The following is a 14816-nucleotide window of genomic DNA, read 5'->3' on the forward strand; positions in this document are numbered from 1 at the left end:
CTGATCTCTCTTCTATAATCCGCGCCGACCGAGCGAGACGGCGCGGGCAATATCGGCGGCGATCTGGGTGCGGGACTGCCGGAAGCTTTCGGCGTCACGGGCATGGATGTTGACGGTGACGCCCTGGCCGTAATCCTTCGCCTCGCGGCGCGACAGCACCCGCTCGCCCCGTTGCAGGATCGCGGGCACCTCGTCATGGCGCAGCCCGACCATGCCACCGGCATGCATTCGTGGCGCACCCGCAAACGCGAGTGCAGGGACCATGCGGCCCGGACCTGTGGCACCGACCATCCCGCCCGTATGCATGATGTTGGCAAAGATTCCGCCTGCGCCGCCCAGCGCGCCCGAAAGTGCACTGGCAATCGGCCCCAGTAGGAAACGCCGCGCGGCCAGCTTCGACAGATCGGCCAGCAGCGAGGTGACCAGATCGCGGAAATCGAGCTTGCTGGTCTTCACGAACTCCCCGACCGCGTTCTCGGCGCTCTGAAACGCGCCCACCAGCGCCTGGCCAATATCCGCACCGATATCCTTCGCTTTCTTGGCGTAATCCGACAGCGCCTCGGTGACCGCCTTCCAGCCGGTGGCCGTGGCCTCAGTCGCGGGTTTTGCGTCTTCGGCCGCCGCCTTGCCTGCGGCCCCGGCCTCCTTCGCTGCCGCACCCGCGCCGGTGGCGGCGGTTTCCACCCCGCTCAACGCATCCTCATAACGCCCGGCGGCTTCTGTCGCCACGTCCAGCGCCGCGCCACCGGCATCATCTTCGCCGCCCGTCATCGCGGCGCGCAGCGCCTCCATGGCCGGTCCGACACCATCGAAAGCCGAGGCCCGGCTTGTGCTGGCCCGGTCGCGATAGCGGTCCGCCATATGGGCGGCATTGCTGGCCGAATGCTCCAGCATCGAAGCCCGGCCCAGCGCCTCGAACACATCGATGCGGGTGTCCGAGCCGATCTCTTCGGCCACCTTGTTGAAGGTTGGACCGATCATTCCCAGAAAATCCGCCCATTTCCCTGCCAGAAATGCCATCAGCCGGGTCCAGATCGCCTCGATCTCGGATTGCATGGCGCGGAAATCGTCGGCGAAGGACATGGCCGTTGTCTTGATACCCTCCCAGACCGCCTTCGCCACATTACCCATCAGCGCCATGGCATTGCCGAAGCCGCCCGCGCCTTTGACCAGCTTCGCAAACTGATAGATCAGCTCGCCCGCCCCGACGATCAATGCACCGATGCCGGTGCGGATCATCGCCCCACGCAGCACGACCAACGCGGTGGCGAGACCGCGAACGGAGAGTGCCGCCGCCGCGAGCCCTGCCACCCAGTGCCCGGCCATGAAAGCAGCGAAACTCGCCGCATAGGTGGACAGACGTCCGATCTGGTCGAAGAGGCCAGAGATCGCCATCCCCAGCGGGCCCGTGCGGCTGGCCAGCGCCGCCATGGCATCGGCGACGGCTTCCAGCGCGGGTGCTGCGGCAACCGCCAGCTGGTTCGAGAGTCCGCGCCAGACCAGCCCCAGTCGCGAGATCGCGTCATTCGTTCGCTCGATCCGGTCGGCATCCTGTTCGGAGACCACCACTCCGAAGGCGCGGACATCTTCCGTCGCCTGACGTAGCGTGGCTGTGTCGATGCGCGACATGGCGATGGAGCCTTCCTCGCCGAAGAGCTGTCCCGCCACGGCGGCGCGCTGCGCGACCGGCACGAACGCTTCTATGGCGGCATTGATCGCCCCGACGCGCTGGTCCAGCGGCAGGGCCAACAACTCGCCCGCCGTCAGGCCCAGCCGTTCCAGCGCATCCGCCGCCGGACCACCACCCGCGGCCGCCTGACTCAACCGCCGGGTCAGGTCCTTGGTCGCCTGCTCGATGCCGGACATCGAGACACCGGCCAATTCTCCGGCCTGTTCCAGCGTCTGGATCGAGGCCACCGTGGTACGGAGCGACTGGGCAAGCTTCGCCTGCGCATCCACCGTTTGCAGTCCCGATCGCACCATGGCGATGCCTGCGGCGGAGGCGGCGGCAACAGCTGCGGCAGCAGCCACCCCGACCTTGCGGGTGAACCCGGCCATGCGGGCATTCGCCGCCTCCATCTCACGCGAGAGCCGCCCGAAGCCGCGAGTTCCGGCCTCGCCGACACCTTCCAGCTCGGCACGCACCTGCCGCCCGCCAACAGCCGCGAGGCGGACGCTGACCCGCTTTTCTGCCATGTCACCGTTCCATCTGTTCGTTCATCTTCCGGACCATCACCGCCTCGATGACCGGCAGCAGCTCGGCAGCGGCCGGGGCAGGGATGCCCAGCGCCGTGGCCAGTCCCAGCGCGGCGGTCAGGTCCCAGCCGATCACCGCGCCGGGCAGCACCCGCAGCTGACCGCTGAGGCGTCCGACCAGATCCCAGACCTGCCAGCCCTCGAAAGTCAGGGGTTGGTTTTGCCGCGTCGGGCAGTCTTCGCAGGCCTTCGGGCAGGCCGCGCAGTAGCTGTCGCCCCCACCGAAGGACCAGTCGGCGAGGGCGCGGAGACGTTTTTTTCCTGTTCCAGCAGCAGGCCCTTCGAGACATAGACCAGCTGGAACGCCTCGAAGATCGGCCAGATGTCCAGAAGCGCATCGATGGTTGCGGGGCTGGGGTCGATGATATTGCCTCCAGCATCACCGACGCCCTCCCATGCCAGCACCGCGCGGCGGGCCAGCGCCTTGGCGAAGATCAGGGCACGGGTCTCGTCGCTGGTCGCATCCGGAACCGCCTCGACCTCGGGATCGCTGCGGGTGGCGACCATCAGGGCGGTGGTCAGCGGGCGAAGCTGCACGCGGACGCCCGGCGCCAGCTCGTGCCAGCGCGGTTCGTTGGTCAGGTCGAGTGTCAGCATCAGTATTCCTCGCGGTCGTTGATCAGGGTGGCGGTGCACATGCGGCCCAGCGCGCTGTCGCGCGCGGCCTGCCAGTCGAAACTCGCCTGAACGCCCTGCGGCCCGGAAATCTCGATCCGGGGGCGGGGCAGGTAAACGGCATGGACGGTGAAGGTGAAACTTTCGCCCGAGGGCAGGGCATAGGAAAATTCTAGCGCGCAGGGATCGCCATCAAGGGCCTGTGTCACCAGCGTGCTGTCGGCGAAGCGCACTTCGATGGATCCGTTCAGGGCAGCAATGGACGGATCGGCGCCATCGATGCGGCCATCGGAGCGGATGGTCTCGATCCGGTCGAGATTGTTGGCATAGGCGATCTGGGCCGAGACGACATTGCCCAGCGCCGCGCCGTTGCGGGTGATTGATCCGTTGAAATGCCCGAAGCGCTTCAGATCGATGGGGGCAGGCGTGCCGGCGCTGCTGACGGACCCAACCGTCTCGCCCTGTGCGACCAGTCGTGCCGTAGCGGTCAGAAGCCCGGAGCGCTGCATTTGCCAGCTGAGCTGGTCCAGCACGCAGCCGGAATAGATCGCATAGCGCGGCACCTCCGGCATACCGGTTTCGATGGAGAGGCTGGGCAGCGTCCAGGCGCCCGAGCGGAACTCATGCGTCCATGGCCCGGTGCCGGTGGTGACCGGGTCCCCGAAGGCCGCCTTCAGCCAGAATCCGAAGCCTTCCGCATCGATGGGTACGACGACAGCGCCATCGGCCGTCACCGCGTCCTTGATCGGCGCCAGCGGATCGCGGCCGTAGCCCAGCAGCTCGGAGTTCAGCAGCGGCTGCTCGGCGCCGAGCGATGTACTGGCGAAGGGCATTCTGGTGAAACCGCCTGCGGGCGGGGTGCCATAGGTCGTCTCGAACGCAAGTGCCATCTGCGCCCGCGCCCCCTGGGCTCGTGCCATGAAAAGTCCTTTCAGTCGGTGTCAGGTTAAGAAGATTCGCGGAGCGCAGTTGCGGGTCCGGGCGCCGCGCCACAGAATGGGCAGGTGTCGGGAAAATGGTGGTGAGGAGCGGGATGGCAGGTTCGGGATTGCGGCGAGTGGCGGATTGGCTGTCCGGAGGGAGGGCGACCATCGCGGTCGTAACGGCCATGCTTCTGACAGGATGTGTGCCGACGGACGTTGCGGCACCCGCGGCGACGCCCTCTCGCTTCGATTTTGCCGGTCAGGTGACGCGGGTCGTCGATGGCGACACGTTCTGGGTCAGCGGCCAACGCACGCGCATCAGGGTTTGGGGGCTGGACGCGCCGGAGATCGGCAGGGCGGGAGGATCGGCCGCGACGGGTCAGTTGGCTGGGCTGGTCTCGGGGCGTTCCGTCCAATGCCGTATCCGCGATGTCGACCGCTACGGACGCATCGTCGGGCAATGCTGGCTGCCGGACGGTCGCGACATCGGGGCCGCGATGATCGCCAGTGGCACTGCGCGTGAATATTGCCGCTTCTCGGGCAATTATTACGGCACCTGCTGAGAGCCACTTATGCCAGCGGGTCTGCGGTGGTGTAGTGCAAGATGACCGGAATCACCGCTGCTTTCAGGCGGGCCGCGCCCTCAACCGGCAGATCGACCGGGCGCGGCGCTTCAGCCTCGACCCAGTCGCAAAGTCCGCCCATCGTCCGGTCGGCGGCGATTGCCGTTCCGATGCTGGCACATAGGGCGTCGAAGGCGGCGTCACGGTCAGAGCCCTGAATGACCGCCTCGATCTCGGCGCGGTGCTGGTAGTGGTAGGCGACTGGCGACAGCGTCACCTCAGGTTCGCCCGGGTCGCCGTCGCGCAGGATCAGCAGGCCGTCAGGTGGCACGCGTTCGGCCAGGACGTCGCCGCGCAGGGCCGTGGCGGGCAAGCGCGCGTGCAGCGCGGCGAGTATGGTTTCGCGGACGGTGGGCATAGAGCTTGTCTTTGCCGTTAGACCAGATCTTTGAAGTCAACTATTCCGCCTAAGAGCGCCGACAATGCGGGAAGCGCGCTTCTTGTGGCACTAAGAAGTTTTCTACGCCTTAGATGGTTTGCCACCTGCATATTCACATAGTCACGAAAAGCCATTCCTTCGGCCTTACTTTCTTGCTGACACTTTCTCGCAATATCTGCGATTCGACCAATTTCCTCAAAAAACTGATCCTTTGATTTCCCGCCAAGCTTCAGAAAGTAGAATTCGTTGCCACCTGCCCGGAATACGACGCACGGCAAATCCGGAAAGGCTATCTCTAATTCATCGATTATGCTTGCTGCCAATGCGACGCTGTATTCCTCAGGTTGAATCCAGCTGTCCACGCCGTAGCCTTCTTTGACGGGGATTAGCAGATGCCATGCATCTCTCGCATGTTCGTCAAAGCCCTCTCTAGCCTCGAGAACCCAGCCGATTTTTTCAGGATTATACACCCGATCGATGTAGGTACCGACAAGCGCCCGCTCCCGCTCAATCTTCTCGATGCCTGCTTGGTTATGAACTTTTCTCATAGGTTAATGCCCCTGCTTATGATTGCCAGCTTGGGCAGCAAGCACCGCAAGGTAGGCGAAGGCAAGCGTCGTCATCTTCGTACCGGTTTGTTTTCTTCATCATAGCTTCCCCTCCACCCACTGCCCCACGATCCTCCCCGGCACCCCATCCGCCGCCCGTTCCGCATCCCGTGCCAGATCCAGCCGCTTTGGCAGCCTGACTTGCGGTACCAGCAGGAAGATCGGCACCGTGGTCCGTCCGCGCCCGGTTTTCGATCTGGACGCCACCGCGCGGCCCTTGGTGTTCAGCCGCCCCTCGGCGACCAGCAGGCTGGGCCCGCGCCTGCGATAGACGAAGCGCAGGCGTAGCCCGGTGCGACGTTCCCATTCGCCCGGTGTGATCCGCCCGCCGCGCAGGGATTTTCCGGCGGCCTCCGTAGGGATGGCCAGCCAGAACCCGTCGCGGGAGCGGATCAGCGGCCCGGCGTTGTGGGCGCCGATGATGACCGGGGCCTTGGACCAGACGAGCGCGGTGGCGTTCAGGCTGTCGCCCGCCTTGGGATAGGTGGCGTTCCGGATCGAATTCGCCAGCCGCCGCCCCAGCCCGGCGCTAGTGATCTGGCCGCGCCATGCGGTCTTGAGGCCCGCGCCCGCTTCGCGCATGGCACCGGTCACGGCCTTTTCGCCCGCCCTGATCTCGGCCTGCATCATGGCGACGAAATCAGGATCGATGTCGAGCTTGAGCCTCATGCGGGCACCAGTTCCACGGTCCAGATCAGCCGGTCGCGGTCGCGGATGGGCTCGCCCTGGACGGAAAAACTGTCTGCGCCGATGACGATCAGATCGCCGGGCCGGGGATCGGGGAGATCGCTGACACGGATATCGGCGGTCTGGGTTTCCGACAGGATCCGCGCCGATCCGAATTCGGTGATCCGGTCCGGCGCGCGTCGGATCAGGCGGATCGGGCGTTCCTCCGATGTGCCACCCGCGATCCAGACAGCGGAGGTGCTCATGTCCGGGTGGCCGAAGATGCGATCCATGGCCGTTGCGAAGGCGTTCATCAGTTCGATGTGTGCAGCCGGATCGCCAGACGCGGGCGCTTGTTGACCGGCAGGATAGAGGCCTCGGTCATCAGATCGATCCAGCGGCCCTTGGGGTCGAGATGCTGACGGGCATAGAGCGGCAATCCGATGGTATTGGCGGTTTCCAGCAGGTTCGCTGGTCCGCCATAGGTGGTAAATGTGTCCATCGTGCCGGTCGGGAAGGCGATGCCCTCATTGACCGGGACAAGCCGTTCCGATGCCTTGGTCGATAGCGTCACCGTGCCTGCATATTCCTCGAAGAGGATGCCCGCGAAGGGGAAGTTGCGGCGGACGTCCTGCCGGAGTGGCTGGGCGCCGGTCGCGGCGTAGAATTTATAGGCCTCCTCGGTTTTGGGGTGCGAGATCAGCTTGTCGAAGAATTCGCGGCTGACCAGGGCATGGACGCCCGACATGCTTTCGCCCAGCAGATTGTCCTCGACGGCGCGCAGCACCTCGCGGACCTTGCCCTGAATGTTGGTCCCGGCGGTGCCGAGGACAAAATCGACGCTGATCTGCGCAATGCTGAATTCACTGAAATAGTTGTAGAGCGTGGTCCCAGCCCCATCCTTCACGATGCCGCGGAGCGCGTTCATCTCCATATATTCGCGGGTCTGGGCGTGTTTGCGACGCATCAGCGTCAGTTTTCGGGTCATCACCGCGACCAGCGGATCGGCCTCGTCAATTGCGCCGATGGCCGGAACGCCCTGAATATCGGCGGGCAGGATCACATCGTCATGCGGGATCCAGGGCAGGGCAAAGCTGCGCATTGCGCGGCCTTCGCGCGAGCCGACGGTGGCCGGGCCGCCCAGCGGGACCGAGGGCAGGAGGTTCAGTACGCCTTCGATCTGTTCGATGATGACGCTGCGCTGGGAGACGCCCTCGAAGCGGAAGAGGCCCAACTCGCCGAGGCGGGTATAGAGGTTCGGCAGGATATTGATGGCCTGCGTCATCTCGGCCAGCGAATAGCCGCCGGCATCGAAGGGATTGCGGATGATGGTCATGGGGAAGCCTTGTCGGGAAGAAGGATAAGAAAGAAAGCGCTGCAGCCGCAGCCGCAGCCGCAGCCGGCGGGCGGGTCCGCGACCCTCGGGCCGGTTCGTAAACCGTCAGGCGCTGTCGCGGATGACGATGCCCAGCGCGGTCAGCTCGACATGTTTGGCGGCGATCTTGGCGGCATCGTCGACGCTGCCATCGTAGAAGAGGGCATCACGCGACAGGATCGCGGGGCCCCGCGCCAGTAGGATACCGGTCGCTGCCGAGAGCCGCGTGTCGACCGGATAGAGCAGGATGCCCGCAGCCGTTTCCGCGCCATCGCTGCCGCCATGGCTGGCATAGGTGTATTGACCGCTGACGGTGATGCGGCCCATGACCGCTCCGGCCGGATATTCGGTTCCCTCGGCGAGGGTCACGGTCTCGCGGGTATAGTTGGGGTTCAACTCATATTTGAGCGCATCGCCCATCGAGGGCGGTTGGGTCAGGACGGGCATCTTGGTCTCCGGAAGGTGTCAGGCGATCAGCGCTGGGCGCTGTCGGCAGATTTGCGGGCGGCAGCCACGAGCGGGCTTGGCTTGTTCGTCGGCGCAGGCGCGCTGGCCAGAATGCCGCTGGCATCGCTTTCGGCCGCAAGGCTGTCGAGGATCTGACCGCGCAGCGCATCGGGGCTTACGCCACGCCTCACCGCATCGGCGGCGTCGAGGGCGACGCCCAGCTTTGCCGCCTGGGCGCAGATCGAGGCCACTTCGGCGGCTTCCGCACGGATGGCATCGGCATCGCTCGGGGCGGCAGCCGGTGCGGCACCGGGCGCGGACGGTTCCGCCGCCGCTTGCTGGGCCGTCGACGCTGCGGGTTGCTTCGGCGTGGCGGCAGCACCACGCGCCGCGGCTTGCTGGTCCGGCATCCGGGCATCTTCATCCGTCTGATCGGTCATGATCATATCCTGTGTAGGGTAGGTTGGTGAAAGGGTTCGGCGCGGCGGCGTCCGTCCGACTGGCAGAACAGGGCGGCTGAGGCTGTCGGCAAAGACGCGAAACGCGGCGCGAGGATCGGTCACGGCCTCGGCCAGACCGGCCTCGACAGCGGCAGAGCCACGAAACACTCCTGCTTCAGTGGCCAGCGCCGCATCTTTGCCGAGCTTCGCCCCGCGTCCGGCGGCGACGGTTTCGGCGAAAAGGATCCGCAGATCCTCCAACTCGGCCTGCAGCCGGTCGCGGATGCCTTCGGGCAGAGCGGCATAGGGATTGCCGTCGGCCTTTTGGGCCCCGGCATGGATCAGCGTCACCGCCACGCCCTTCTGGGCCAGCATGCCGGACATGTCGGTATGCATGGTGATGACACCGATGCTGCCCGCGGCTCCGGTGCGGGGCAGGGTGATGCGATCCGCCTGCGAGGCAAGCGCGTATCCGGCCGAGAGCGCATGTTCGGCGAGGAAAGCATGCACCGGTTTTTTGGCCCGCGCGGCACGAATGCGGTCAGCCAGATCGAAGGCCCCGGCGACCTCGCCACCAAAGCTGTCGATCTCCAGCGCGATGCCGCGAATGGCATTGTCAGAAACCGCCGCGTCGATCTGGGCGGCGAGGCCTTCATAGGATGTGAGCCCGGAACTCTGGCCGATCCAGGCGCCGCGATGAACCAGCGTACCGGCAATGGCGATGACCGCCACGCCATCGATGACCGGGAACGGCGCATCGCCATCAGCGTCATAACGCCCGACGAGATCGCCGCCGATCAGAGACGCGCGGGCCGTCTGACGCGCCGCTGTCAGATCGTGGTCGGCGATGGATGCTCCATCAAACCTGATCTCCTGCCCGGTGATCCGGGGTCCGAGGCCGCCGAGAAAGGCCAGTGCCTTCGCCGGGGCGATCATCAGCGGCGTGTCGAAGGCGCGCTGGGCGATCTGGGCGTGATGCATCAGCGGTCCTCCTTGGCTTTAGCATCGTCTTCGGTATCGTCGCCACCAGCGTTGGCGACGCGATCCTCGTCATCGTCCTTTCCGTTGGCGGCGTCCTTGCCATCGCCAGCCGCCTCGCCCTTCGGACCCTGCGCAGGCGATCCAGGGCGGCGGAAATCGAGACCCAGCGCGGCCTCGCGTTTCCGTTCTGCCGCAATCTCGCGGTCGACCTGTTCGGCGTCATAGCCGCGCTCGGAAATCGCCTGGCTGCGGGATTTGAGGCCCGCCTCGATCTGCAGGATCTCGGCCGATGCGTCCTTCATCGGATCGACCCAGTCCCAGCGAGTCGGCAGCCAGCTGACCGCCTGAAAGCTGCGCCGGTCGCGCTCATAGCCGGGCAGATCGATGGCACCGGACAGCACGGCCAGATCCAGCCAGCGCTGCCAGACCGGGCGGCAGAGCTGATGGACGATGACACTGTGCTGGATCGCCGAGACCCGGCGCCGGAAATCCAGCAGCGCCACGCGGGTGTTGGAAAAGTTGCCGCGCGCGGCATCGCCGGTCAGATAGGGGTAGGGAATCCCCAGCGCCGCTGCGATCTGCAGCAATGTCCGGTATTGGAAGGGCTCATAGGTCGAGCCTGAATCCGGCGTGGCGGGGGTCGAGACATCCTCGCCCGGGTCCAGACGGACCACCTGTCCGGGTTCGACCTCCAGATCCTCTTCGGCCGGTTCCAGCGGCGTTTCCGGGGCGGGCGAGGTGATGAACATGGCAAACATCGCCGCCGTCTTCTTCCGCTCCAGCTCGGCATCGTCATAGAGATCCAGCGTGAAGAGTTTGACGATGGCAGGCGCGAAGCGGGACACGCCGCGCAGTTGACCCGCCTCGACCGGGTCGAGCACATGGACAATCTCCGAGGCCGGGACGCGGACCGTCTCACCCACCAACCCCGGATCGGTCATATCGCCCGGATGGCGGCGGAGCAGGTAATAGGCCACGCGCCGCCCGATGCCGTCGAATTCGATGCCCTGACGGATCGTGCCGCCGCCCGGCAGTTCCCGGTTCAGATCCATCGGCAGCATTTCCGAGGGCAGCATCTGCAACTGCAGCGGCACCGACAGCCCGTCCACGGGGCGACGCGGGCGCAGGCGCAGAAACACCTCGCCCGCCAGGAACAGTTCTCGCGCGGCGCGGCGTTGGAGCCCGTAAAAGTCCGTCAGACTCTCGGCATCGGCCTCATCGGTCCAGGCGAGCCAGAGCTTCTGCAAGGCTTCCTTCTGCGCCGCATTCGCAATCGAGGATGAGGGCTTGATCCCGTCGCCGACCACATTGCTGGCGAAGGCCTCGACTGCCCCCGACGCATAGCCATTGTTCCGGGCCAGCCAGCGGGCCCGCGCCGTGATGGTCTCGCCCGCGCCTGCGATCAGGGTGTTCACATGGGCGCGGCTGGCGCGGAACCCGCGCAACCGGCGATGCGACTGTGCCGCATCGAACCCGCCGATGATCGCGCCGAGCCGCGCGCGGATGCCATCGAATGCCATGGCTCAGAGCCCCTTGGTCGCGACGGTACCCCAGCGCCGGCGACGGGTTGTCCCGGATGCCCGTCCAATTCGGGCTTCCAGATCGGCGATGGCAGCGGCCAGTTCGGTGTCCGAACCATAGGTCAGGGTCTTGCCGTCATAGCTGACGCTGCGCAGCCCGCTGAACCTGGCTTCCTGCAGGGCTGATAGCAGCGCCCGCATCCGGTCGATGTCCATTTCTTACCTCATGAAACGCGGTGTGTAAGTCTGCCGCTTGCGGCGCGGTGTGGTTGGCGGGGCGCCCGCCTGACGGGCAGGCGGGCCATTTGTCGGCACGGACGGGTCATCGGCCTTCGCAGCCGTGCCACCCGCATCCGCTACTGGCGGTGCCACCCCGGCTTGTTCCTCCAGCTGCCGCCACATCCGCTCGTCCCAGCGATCCGCACCCATGATCCAGGCGGCGGCGCGGGCATAGACGCGGGTATCCAGCGCCTCGTTCCGTTCGCGCAGCTTTTGCCATTCCTGCCTTGCATAGCCGCGCTTGTTCCTGACCGTGACCAGCTGCTCGGCGACCAGCTGCTTCAGCCATTCGCTGTCGGCCCAGTCCGGCAGATGGATCATCCCCGGCGGATCGGGCTGGCCCGCCGCACGTTCTTCGTCCGTGGGCCGTTCCAGCCGCAGGAAGCGATAGGTCTCGATCTTGAAGGTGGCGGTGGCCACCGACCAGAGCCGGGCGCCGCGCCGCAGGCGTTTGCCGCCCACTGTCGCATCGACAAATGTCGGGCCTGACACCGGCGTCGCCCGGTTGAAGCCCTCGAGACCCTTCACCGGCACGACCTGTTCGAAGCCTTGCGCTCGGGCCCAGGCATAGACCGCCGCCGCCTCATAGCCGGTATCGATCGCCAGTTTTGCAATCGGCATCACCGCGCCATTGGCATGCTGCCATGTGTGGCCGAGAAGCTTCGTCAGTTCCGCCCATGCCGCCGGGCAGTCCGGTCCGCCCGGGATGACGATGTGATCGACAAGCCAGCTCTGCAGCCCGCGTCCCCAGGCCCAGATATCGACCTCGATGCGGTCTTTCTGGATATCGGCCCCGGCGGTCAGGAACAGACCGCCTTCGGGGATCTGGGCACCATACACCTCGCGCCGATCCGCCAGCCGCTGCCATTCCGGGGCCTCGCCGCGCTCGACCCAGGTCTCGCCCAGCAGCGTGTTGCGCGCCGCGCGCAGCATCTCGTCATTGCCTTGCGCGGCCAGCCATTCCCGGGCGATCTGTTCCCAGCTTTTCCAGCCGATGGGCGAATAGAGCGCCGAGAGGTGATAGCCGACATGATGCGGATCGGCGGCGGTTGCGGTCGCGCGCCATTCGCCCGCCTCCAGCATGGCGGTCTTGTGATGCTCGGCGATCAGAGTGTCGCAGGCGTTGCAGGCATAAGCCGCCGTTTCCGGCCGACCCTTCTCCCAGCGCAGGCGCTCGAATTCCAGCCATTGCATCACCCCGCAATGCGGGCAGGGGACGAAAAAGCGCCGCTGATCGCTGGCCTCGAATTCCTGCTCGATCCGGCTCAGCCCCCGGATCGTCGGGGTCGAGACCAGTAACACCTTTCGGCGATGCGCAAAAGTGGTGCTGCGCGCCTCGGCCAGCGTCACCGGATCGCCCTCCTCGTCGGCGGAGGGCGGATAGGCGTCGATCTCGTCCAGAAACAGATAGCGCGCGGGCATCGACCGCAGACCGGTGGCCGAGTTCGCCCCGGTCAGCACCAGAATGCCGCCCGTAAACTCTTTCGACAGCATCGAATTGCCGGCATCGCGCGACCGGGCCGGACTGACACGTTCGCGCAAGGCGGGACTGTCGGCGATCAGCGGATCGAGCCGCCCGCGCGAGGCGCGTTTCGCCATCTCGACCGTCGGCAGCACCGCCAGCATCGGGCCGGGGGCGTGATGGATCACAAAGCCGATCCAGTTGTTTCCGGCTTCAGTGGCACCGACCTGCGCGGCCTTCATGAAGCTGATCCGCTGCGCCGGGTGCCCGGGCGACAGCGCATCCATGATCTCGCGCAGATAGGGGGTCCGCGCCGTGCGATAGCGACCGGGCTCGGCCGCTGCGCGCGAGCTGAGCCAGCGGTGTTTGTCTGCCCATTCCGACACCGTCAGATTCGGATCGGGCCGGATTCCGCGCGACCAGGCGCGCAGGATATCCTCGGCGCCGTCCAAACTCAGGTCGGGTGCTACATCTTCATCATCGGTCCCATCGTCATGGGTCAAGCGCGACCTTGAGATCGGCGAGGGCGGCAAGCTGGTCTCGGACATGGGTTTCCAGCACCCTCTGCAGCACCCCGGTGCTGATCGTGACGGCCTCACCGGTCGCCTTCTCGGTTTCCGCTGACAACTTCGCCGCCATGATCGCGGCGACGCGGGCAGGCCATGTCACCCAGGCATCGCGTTCCTGCCGGGCCAACCGAAAGACCAGCGTTTCGGCCCGCGCCCGGTCGACCAGCACGCCCTTCTTCTTCTGGATGGCGATCTGACGCTCCTGCGCCTGATAGACCGTCAGCGCCGTCCGGGCCTTCAGATAGGAGGAACTGTCGCCGGGGCCGAAGATCGAAGGGGCGGCGAGGTTGGCGCCCGGCGTGCGTTGCGCTGCCGTTGACTGTCGCGCGGTGCCGCCCTTCGCCCGGTTCTGCTGGTCCGGGTCCGTCGTGGCCGCGCGCCTTGCATCGGACGCGGCCGCATTGATGGACCCGTCACTATAGACCACCAGTCGGCCGTTCTTCCGGGCTTTCTGCACTCCGCCGCGCGAGAGCCCGGAATGGGCTGCATAGGCGCGTTCGCTCATGCCTTTCATTGGCACCTCCTGCGCGATCATAAGGCAATGAAATTGCTTGTGATTTACTTGATATGGCCGCGGATCAGAGCGATTCTGTTTTCACCAAACGCAAGCAACTCACTGCTGGAAACCTGACCATGACCCGCAATATCGCCCGCGGCAATGACGCCGCCCTCGCCGCCTTCATCGCGAAAAAAGCCGAAATCGACACGATGCTGGGCCGGCTGCAGGCCTTCGGCGAGGACCATTTCGGTGCAGATCCGGAACGGCTGAACTGGGCCGATGTTGGCAGCCTCGAATATCAGGCGTACCTTCTTAGGCAGATCAGCGATTTTGCCTTCGGCGAGGGCGAGCACGCAGCCTGACGCCACTGCAGATACCGACCGCTGAGCCCCGCCCCACGCGGGGCCCGGCTCTGTAGAAGCCGACCGCAGCCTGCGGCGGTGATGCACGGAGTCCGTCATGACGAAACTCACCGAAACCCAGACCTTGATCCTGACCCGGGCCAGCGCCCGGTCGGGCAATCTCGCCCTGCCGCTGCCCGAGGGGCTGCATGGTGCCGCCGCCAAGATGGCTATCGGTCGGATGATCAAGCTCGGCCTCATCGAAGAGGCCGATGCCAATCTCCGGCGCAAGGAACCGCTCTGGCGCGAGACCGGCGACGGGCATGGCACGACGTTGATCGCCACCGAGGCCGGGCTGGCGGCGGTCGGCATCGAACCGCTGGTTTCTCGCGCCGTCGCCAGCGCGCGTAACGCAAATGCGGAACCTGCACCGGCAACCGGGGGGGCGGCGCCGGTTCTGGGCCGCGCAGGTACAAAACAGGCGACGATCATCGCCCTGCTGCAACGGCCGGACGGCGCGAGCATTGCTGAGATCGTGGCGGCTACTGGCTGGAAGGCCCATAGCGCGAGGGGCATGATCTCCGGCGTGCTAAAGAAAAAGCTGGGTCTGGCAATTACCACTGTCAAAGAAGGTGGAAGAGGCTCCGTTCACCGTCTTTAGACCGGCCGACATTCGCTACGCAGTTCGCCGATCTTTCTGATATTGATGGTTTCTGACCTGCCCCCCGGAACGTCCCTCGCTCTGATGTAGAGTTTGCTTCATCAAGAAGGAGCAGACGACATGAGGAAGAGCCGCTTCACCGAGGCGCAGATCATCGGAATGATCAAGGAAC

At 65.7% G+C, this 14816-nt stretch carries 18 protein-coding genes; 3 read left to right on the forward strand and 15 right to left on the reverse strand.

Translation table 11 applies throughout. The annotated features are described in order from the left end of the window. Positions 1-12: 12 nt before the first annotated feature. Genes OC159_RS16990 through OC159_RS17005 form a run of 4 tightly spaced genes read right to left on the reverse strand, consistent with a single transcriptional unit; the run spans position 13 to position 3791 of the window. The gene (locus tag OC159_RS16990; RefSeq protein WP_265502379.1) at positions 13-2196 is read right to left on the reverse strand and encodes a phage tail tape measure C-terminal domain-containing protein; all 2184 of its coding nucleotides are present in this window, start codon (positions 2194-2196) and stop codon (positions 13-15) included. 1 nt (position 2197) lies between these two features. Beyond that, positions 2198-2347 (reverse strand): DUF7697 family protein, encoded by a 150-nt coding sequence (locus OC159_RS16995; RefSeq protein WP_265502380.1) that lies wholly within the window; start codon positions 2345-2347, stop codon positions 2198-2200. 56 nt (positions 2348-2403) lie between these two features. Further along, the gene (locus tag OC159_RS17000; protein WP_265502381.1) at positions 2404-2853 is read right to left on the reverse strand and encodes a hypothetical protein; all 450 of its coding nucleotides are present in this window, start codon (positions 2851-2853) and stop codon (positions 2404-2406) included. Then, positions 2853-3791: a phage tail tube protein gene (locus OC159_RS17005; RefSeq protein WP_265502383.1), complete on the reverse strand. Its 939-nt coding sequence runs from the start codon at positions 3789-3791 to the stop codon at positions 2853-2855. The genes OC159_RS17000 and OC159_RS17005 overlap by 1 nt, the downstream gene beginning before the upstream one ends. A 113-nt stretch (positions 3792-3904) precedes the next feature. Between OC159_RS17005 and OC159_RS17010 the strand changes: the two genes are divergently transcribed. Beyond that, complete coding sequence (locus OC159_RS17010) at positions 3905-4357, forward strand: thermonuclease family protein (protein ID WP_265502384.1); 453 nt, start codon at positions 3905-3907, stop codon at positions 4355-4357. A gap of 7 nt (positions 4358-4364) precedes the next feature. Here OC159_RS17010 and OC159_RS17015 read toward each other — a convergent pair whose 3' ends face one another. The 11 genes from OC159_RS17015 to OC159_RS17065 all read right to left on the reverse strand — a co-directional run bounded on the left by OC159_RS17015 (position 4365) and on the right by OC159_RS17065 (position 13657). Further along, positions 4365-4775 (reverse strand): acyl-CoA transferase, encoded by a 411-nt coding sequence (locus OC159_RS17015; protein ID WP_265502386.1) that lies wholly within the window; start codon positions 4773-4775, stop codon positions 4365-4367. A 17-nt stretch (positions 4776-4792) separates the two neighbouring features. Further along, the gene (locus OC159_RS17020) at positions 4793-5344 is read right to left on the reverse strand and encodes a hypothetical protein (RefSeq protein ID WP_265502387.1); all 552 of its coding nucleotides are present in this window, start codon (positions 5342-5344) and stop codon (positions 4793-4795) included. Positions 5345-5443: 99 nt separating this feature from the next. Beyond that, entirely contained in the window at positions 5444-6073 is a 630-nt protein-coding gene (locus OC159_RS17025; protein WP_265502388.1) for a DUF6441 family protein, read from the reverse strand. Further along, positions 6070-6384: a head-tail joining protein gene (locus OC159_RS17030; RefSeq protein ID WP_265502390.1), complete on the reverse strand. Its 315-nt coding sequence runs from the start codon at positions 6382-6384 to the stop codon at positions 6070-6072. Before OC159_RS17030 ends, OC159_RS17025 begins: the two co-directional genes overlap by 4 nt. Then, on the reverse strand, positions 6384-7406 hold the full coding sequence (locus OC159_RS17035; protein ID WP_265502391.1) for a major capsid protein: 1023 nt from the start codon (positions 7404-7406) through the stop codon (positions 6384-6386). The genes OC159_RS17030 and OC159_RS17035 overlap by 1 nt, the downstream gene beginning before the upstream one ends. Positions 7407-7511: 105 nt before the next feature. After that, positions 7512-7892 carry a head decoration protein gene (locus OC159_RS17040; protein WP_265502393.1) on the reverse strand — a complete coding sequence of 127 codons (381 nt, stop codon included), beginning with the start codon at positions 7890-7892 and terminating at the stop codon, positions 7512-7514. Positions 7893-7918: 26 nt separating this feature from the next. Next, positions 7919-9064 (reverse strand): S49 family peptidase, encoded by a 1146-nt coding sequence (locus OC159_RS17045; protein WP_322626741.1) that lies wholly within the window; start codon positions 9062-9064, stop codon positions 7919-7921. Between the two features lie 248 nt (positions 9065-9312). Continuing rightward, positions 9313-10833: a phage portal protein gene (locus OC159_RS17050; protein WP_265502397.1), complete on the reverse strand. Its 1521-nt coding sequence runs from the start codon at positions 10831-10833 to the stop codon at positions 9313-9315. A gap of 3 nt (positions 10834-10836) precedes the next feature. Next, a complete protein-coding gene (locus tag OC159_RS17055) occupies positions 10837-11049 on the reverse strand; it encodes a phage head-tail joining protein (protein ID WP_265502398.1) in 213 nt (70 codons plus the stop codon). A 3-nt stretch (positions 11050-11052) separates the two neighbouring features. Continuing rightward, entirely contained in the window at positions 11053-13122 is a 2070-nt protein-coding gene (locus OC159_RS17060) for a phage terminase large subunit family protein (protein ID WP_265502399.1), read from the reverse strand. Continuing rightward, positions 13067-13657 (reverse strand): hypothetical protein, encoded by a 591-nt coding sequence (locus OC159_RS17065; protein WP_265502401.1) that lies wholly within the window; start codon positions 13655-13657, stop codon positions 13067-13069. The genes OC159_RS17060 and OC159_RS17065 overlap by 56 nt, the downstream gene beginning before the upstream one ends. A 53-nt stretch (positions 13658-13710) precedes the next feature. Between OC159_RS17065 and OC159_RS17070 the strand changes: the two genes are divergently transcribed. After that, a complete protein-coding gene (locus OC159_RS17070; RefSeq protein WP_407674149.1) occupies positions 13711-14004 on the forward strand; it encodes a hypothetical protein in 294 nt (97 codons plus the stop codon). Positions 14005-14101: 97 nt separating this feature from the next. Beyond that, positions 14102-14644, forward strand: a complete 543-nt coding sequence (locus OC159_RS17075; protein ID WP_265502402.1) for a DUF3489 domain-containing protein — start codon at positions 14102-14104, stop codon at positions 14642-14644. The last annotated feature ends 172 nt before the right edge of the window (positions 14645-14816 follow it).

It is taken from the genome of Paracoccus beibuensis (assembly GCF_026162625.1).
Taxonomy (GTDB): Bacteria; Pseudomonadota; Alphaproteobacteria; order Rhodobacterales; family Rhodobacteraceae; genus Paracoccus; species Paracoccus beibuensis.

Coding starts and splice junctions, on each gene's coding strand:
- OC159_RS16990 (WP_265502379.1), bottom strand. CDS start 2,196: ATGGCAGAAAAGCGGGTCAGCGTCCGCCTCGCGGCTGTTGGCGGGCGG.
- OC159_RS17000 (WP_265502381.1), bottom strand. CDS start 2,853: ATGCTGACACTCGACCTGACCAACGAACCGCGCTGGCACGAGCTGGCG.
- OC159_RS17005 (WP_265502383.1), bottom strand. CDS start 3,791: ATGGCACGAGCCCAGGGGGCGCGGGCGCAGATGGCACTTGCGTTCGAG.
- OC159_RS17010 (WP_265502384.1), top strand. CDS start 3,905: ATGGCAGGTTCGGGATTGCGGCGAGTGGCGGATTGGCTGTCCGGAGGG.
- OC159_RS17015 (WP_265502386.1), bottom strand. CDS start 4,775: ATGCCCACCGTCCGCGAAACCATACTCGCCGCGCTGCACGCGCGCTTG.
- OC159_RS17020 (WP_265502387.1), bottom strand. CDS start 5,344: ATGAGAAAAGTTCATAACCAAGCAGGCATCGAGAAGATTGAGCGGGAG.
- OC159_RS17025 (WP_265502388.1), bottom strand. CDS start 6,073: ATGAGGCTCAAGCTCGACATCGATCCTGATTTCGTCGCCATGATGCAG.
- OC159_RS17030 (WP_265502390.1), bottom strand. CDS start 6,384: ATGAACGCCTTCGCAACGGCCATGGATCGCATCTTCGGCCACCCGGAC.
- OC159_RS17035 (WP_265502391.1), bottom strand. CDS start 7,406: ATGACCATCATCCGCAATCCCTTCGATGCCGGCGGCTATTCGCTGGCC.
- OC159_RS17040 (WP_265502393.1), bottom strand. CDS start 7,892: ATGCCCGTCCTGACCCAACCGCCCTCGATGGGCGATGCGCTCAAATAT.
- OC159_RS17050 (WP_265502397.1), bottom strand. CDS start 10,833: ATGGCATTCGATGGCATCCGCGCGCGGCTCGGCGCGATCATCGGCGGG.
- OC159_RS17055 (WP_265502398.1), bottom strand. CDS start 11,049: ATGGACATCGACCGGATGCGGGCGCTGCTATCAGCCCTGCAGGAAGCC.
- OC159_RS17060 (WP_265502399.1), bottom strand. CDS start 13,122: ATGTCCGAGACCAGCTTGCCGCCCTCGCCGATCTCAAGGTCGCGCTTG.
- OC159_RS17065 (WP_265502401.1), bottom strand. CDS start 13,657: ATGAAAGGCATGAGCGAACGCGCCTATGCAGCCCATTCCGGGCTCTCG.
- OC159_RS17070 (WP_407674149.1), top strand. CDS start 13,711: ATGGCCGCGGATCAGAGCGATTCTGTTTTCACCAAACGCAAGCAACTC.
- OC159_RS17075 (WP_265502402.1), top strand. CDS start 14,102: ATGACGAAACTCACCGAAACCCAGACCTTGATCCTGACCCGGGCCAGC.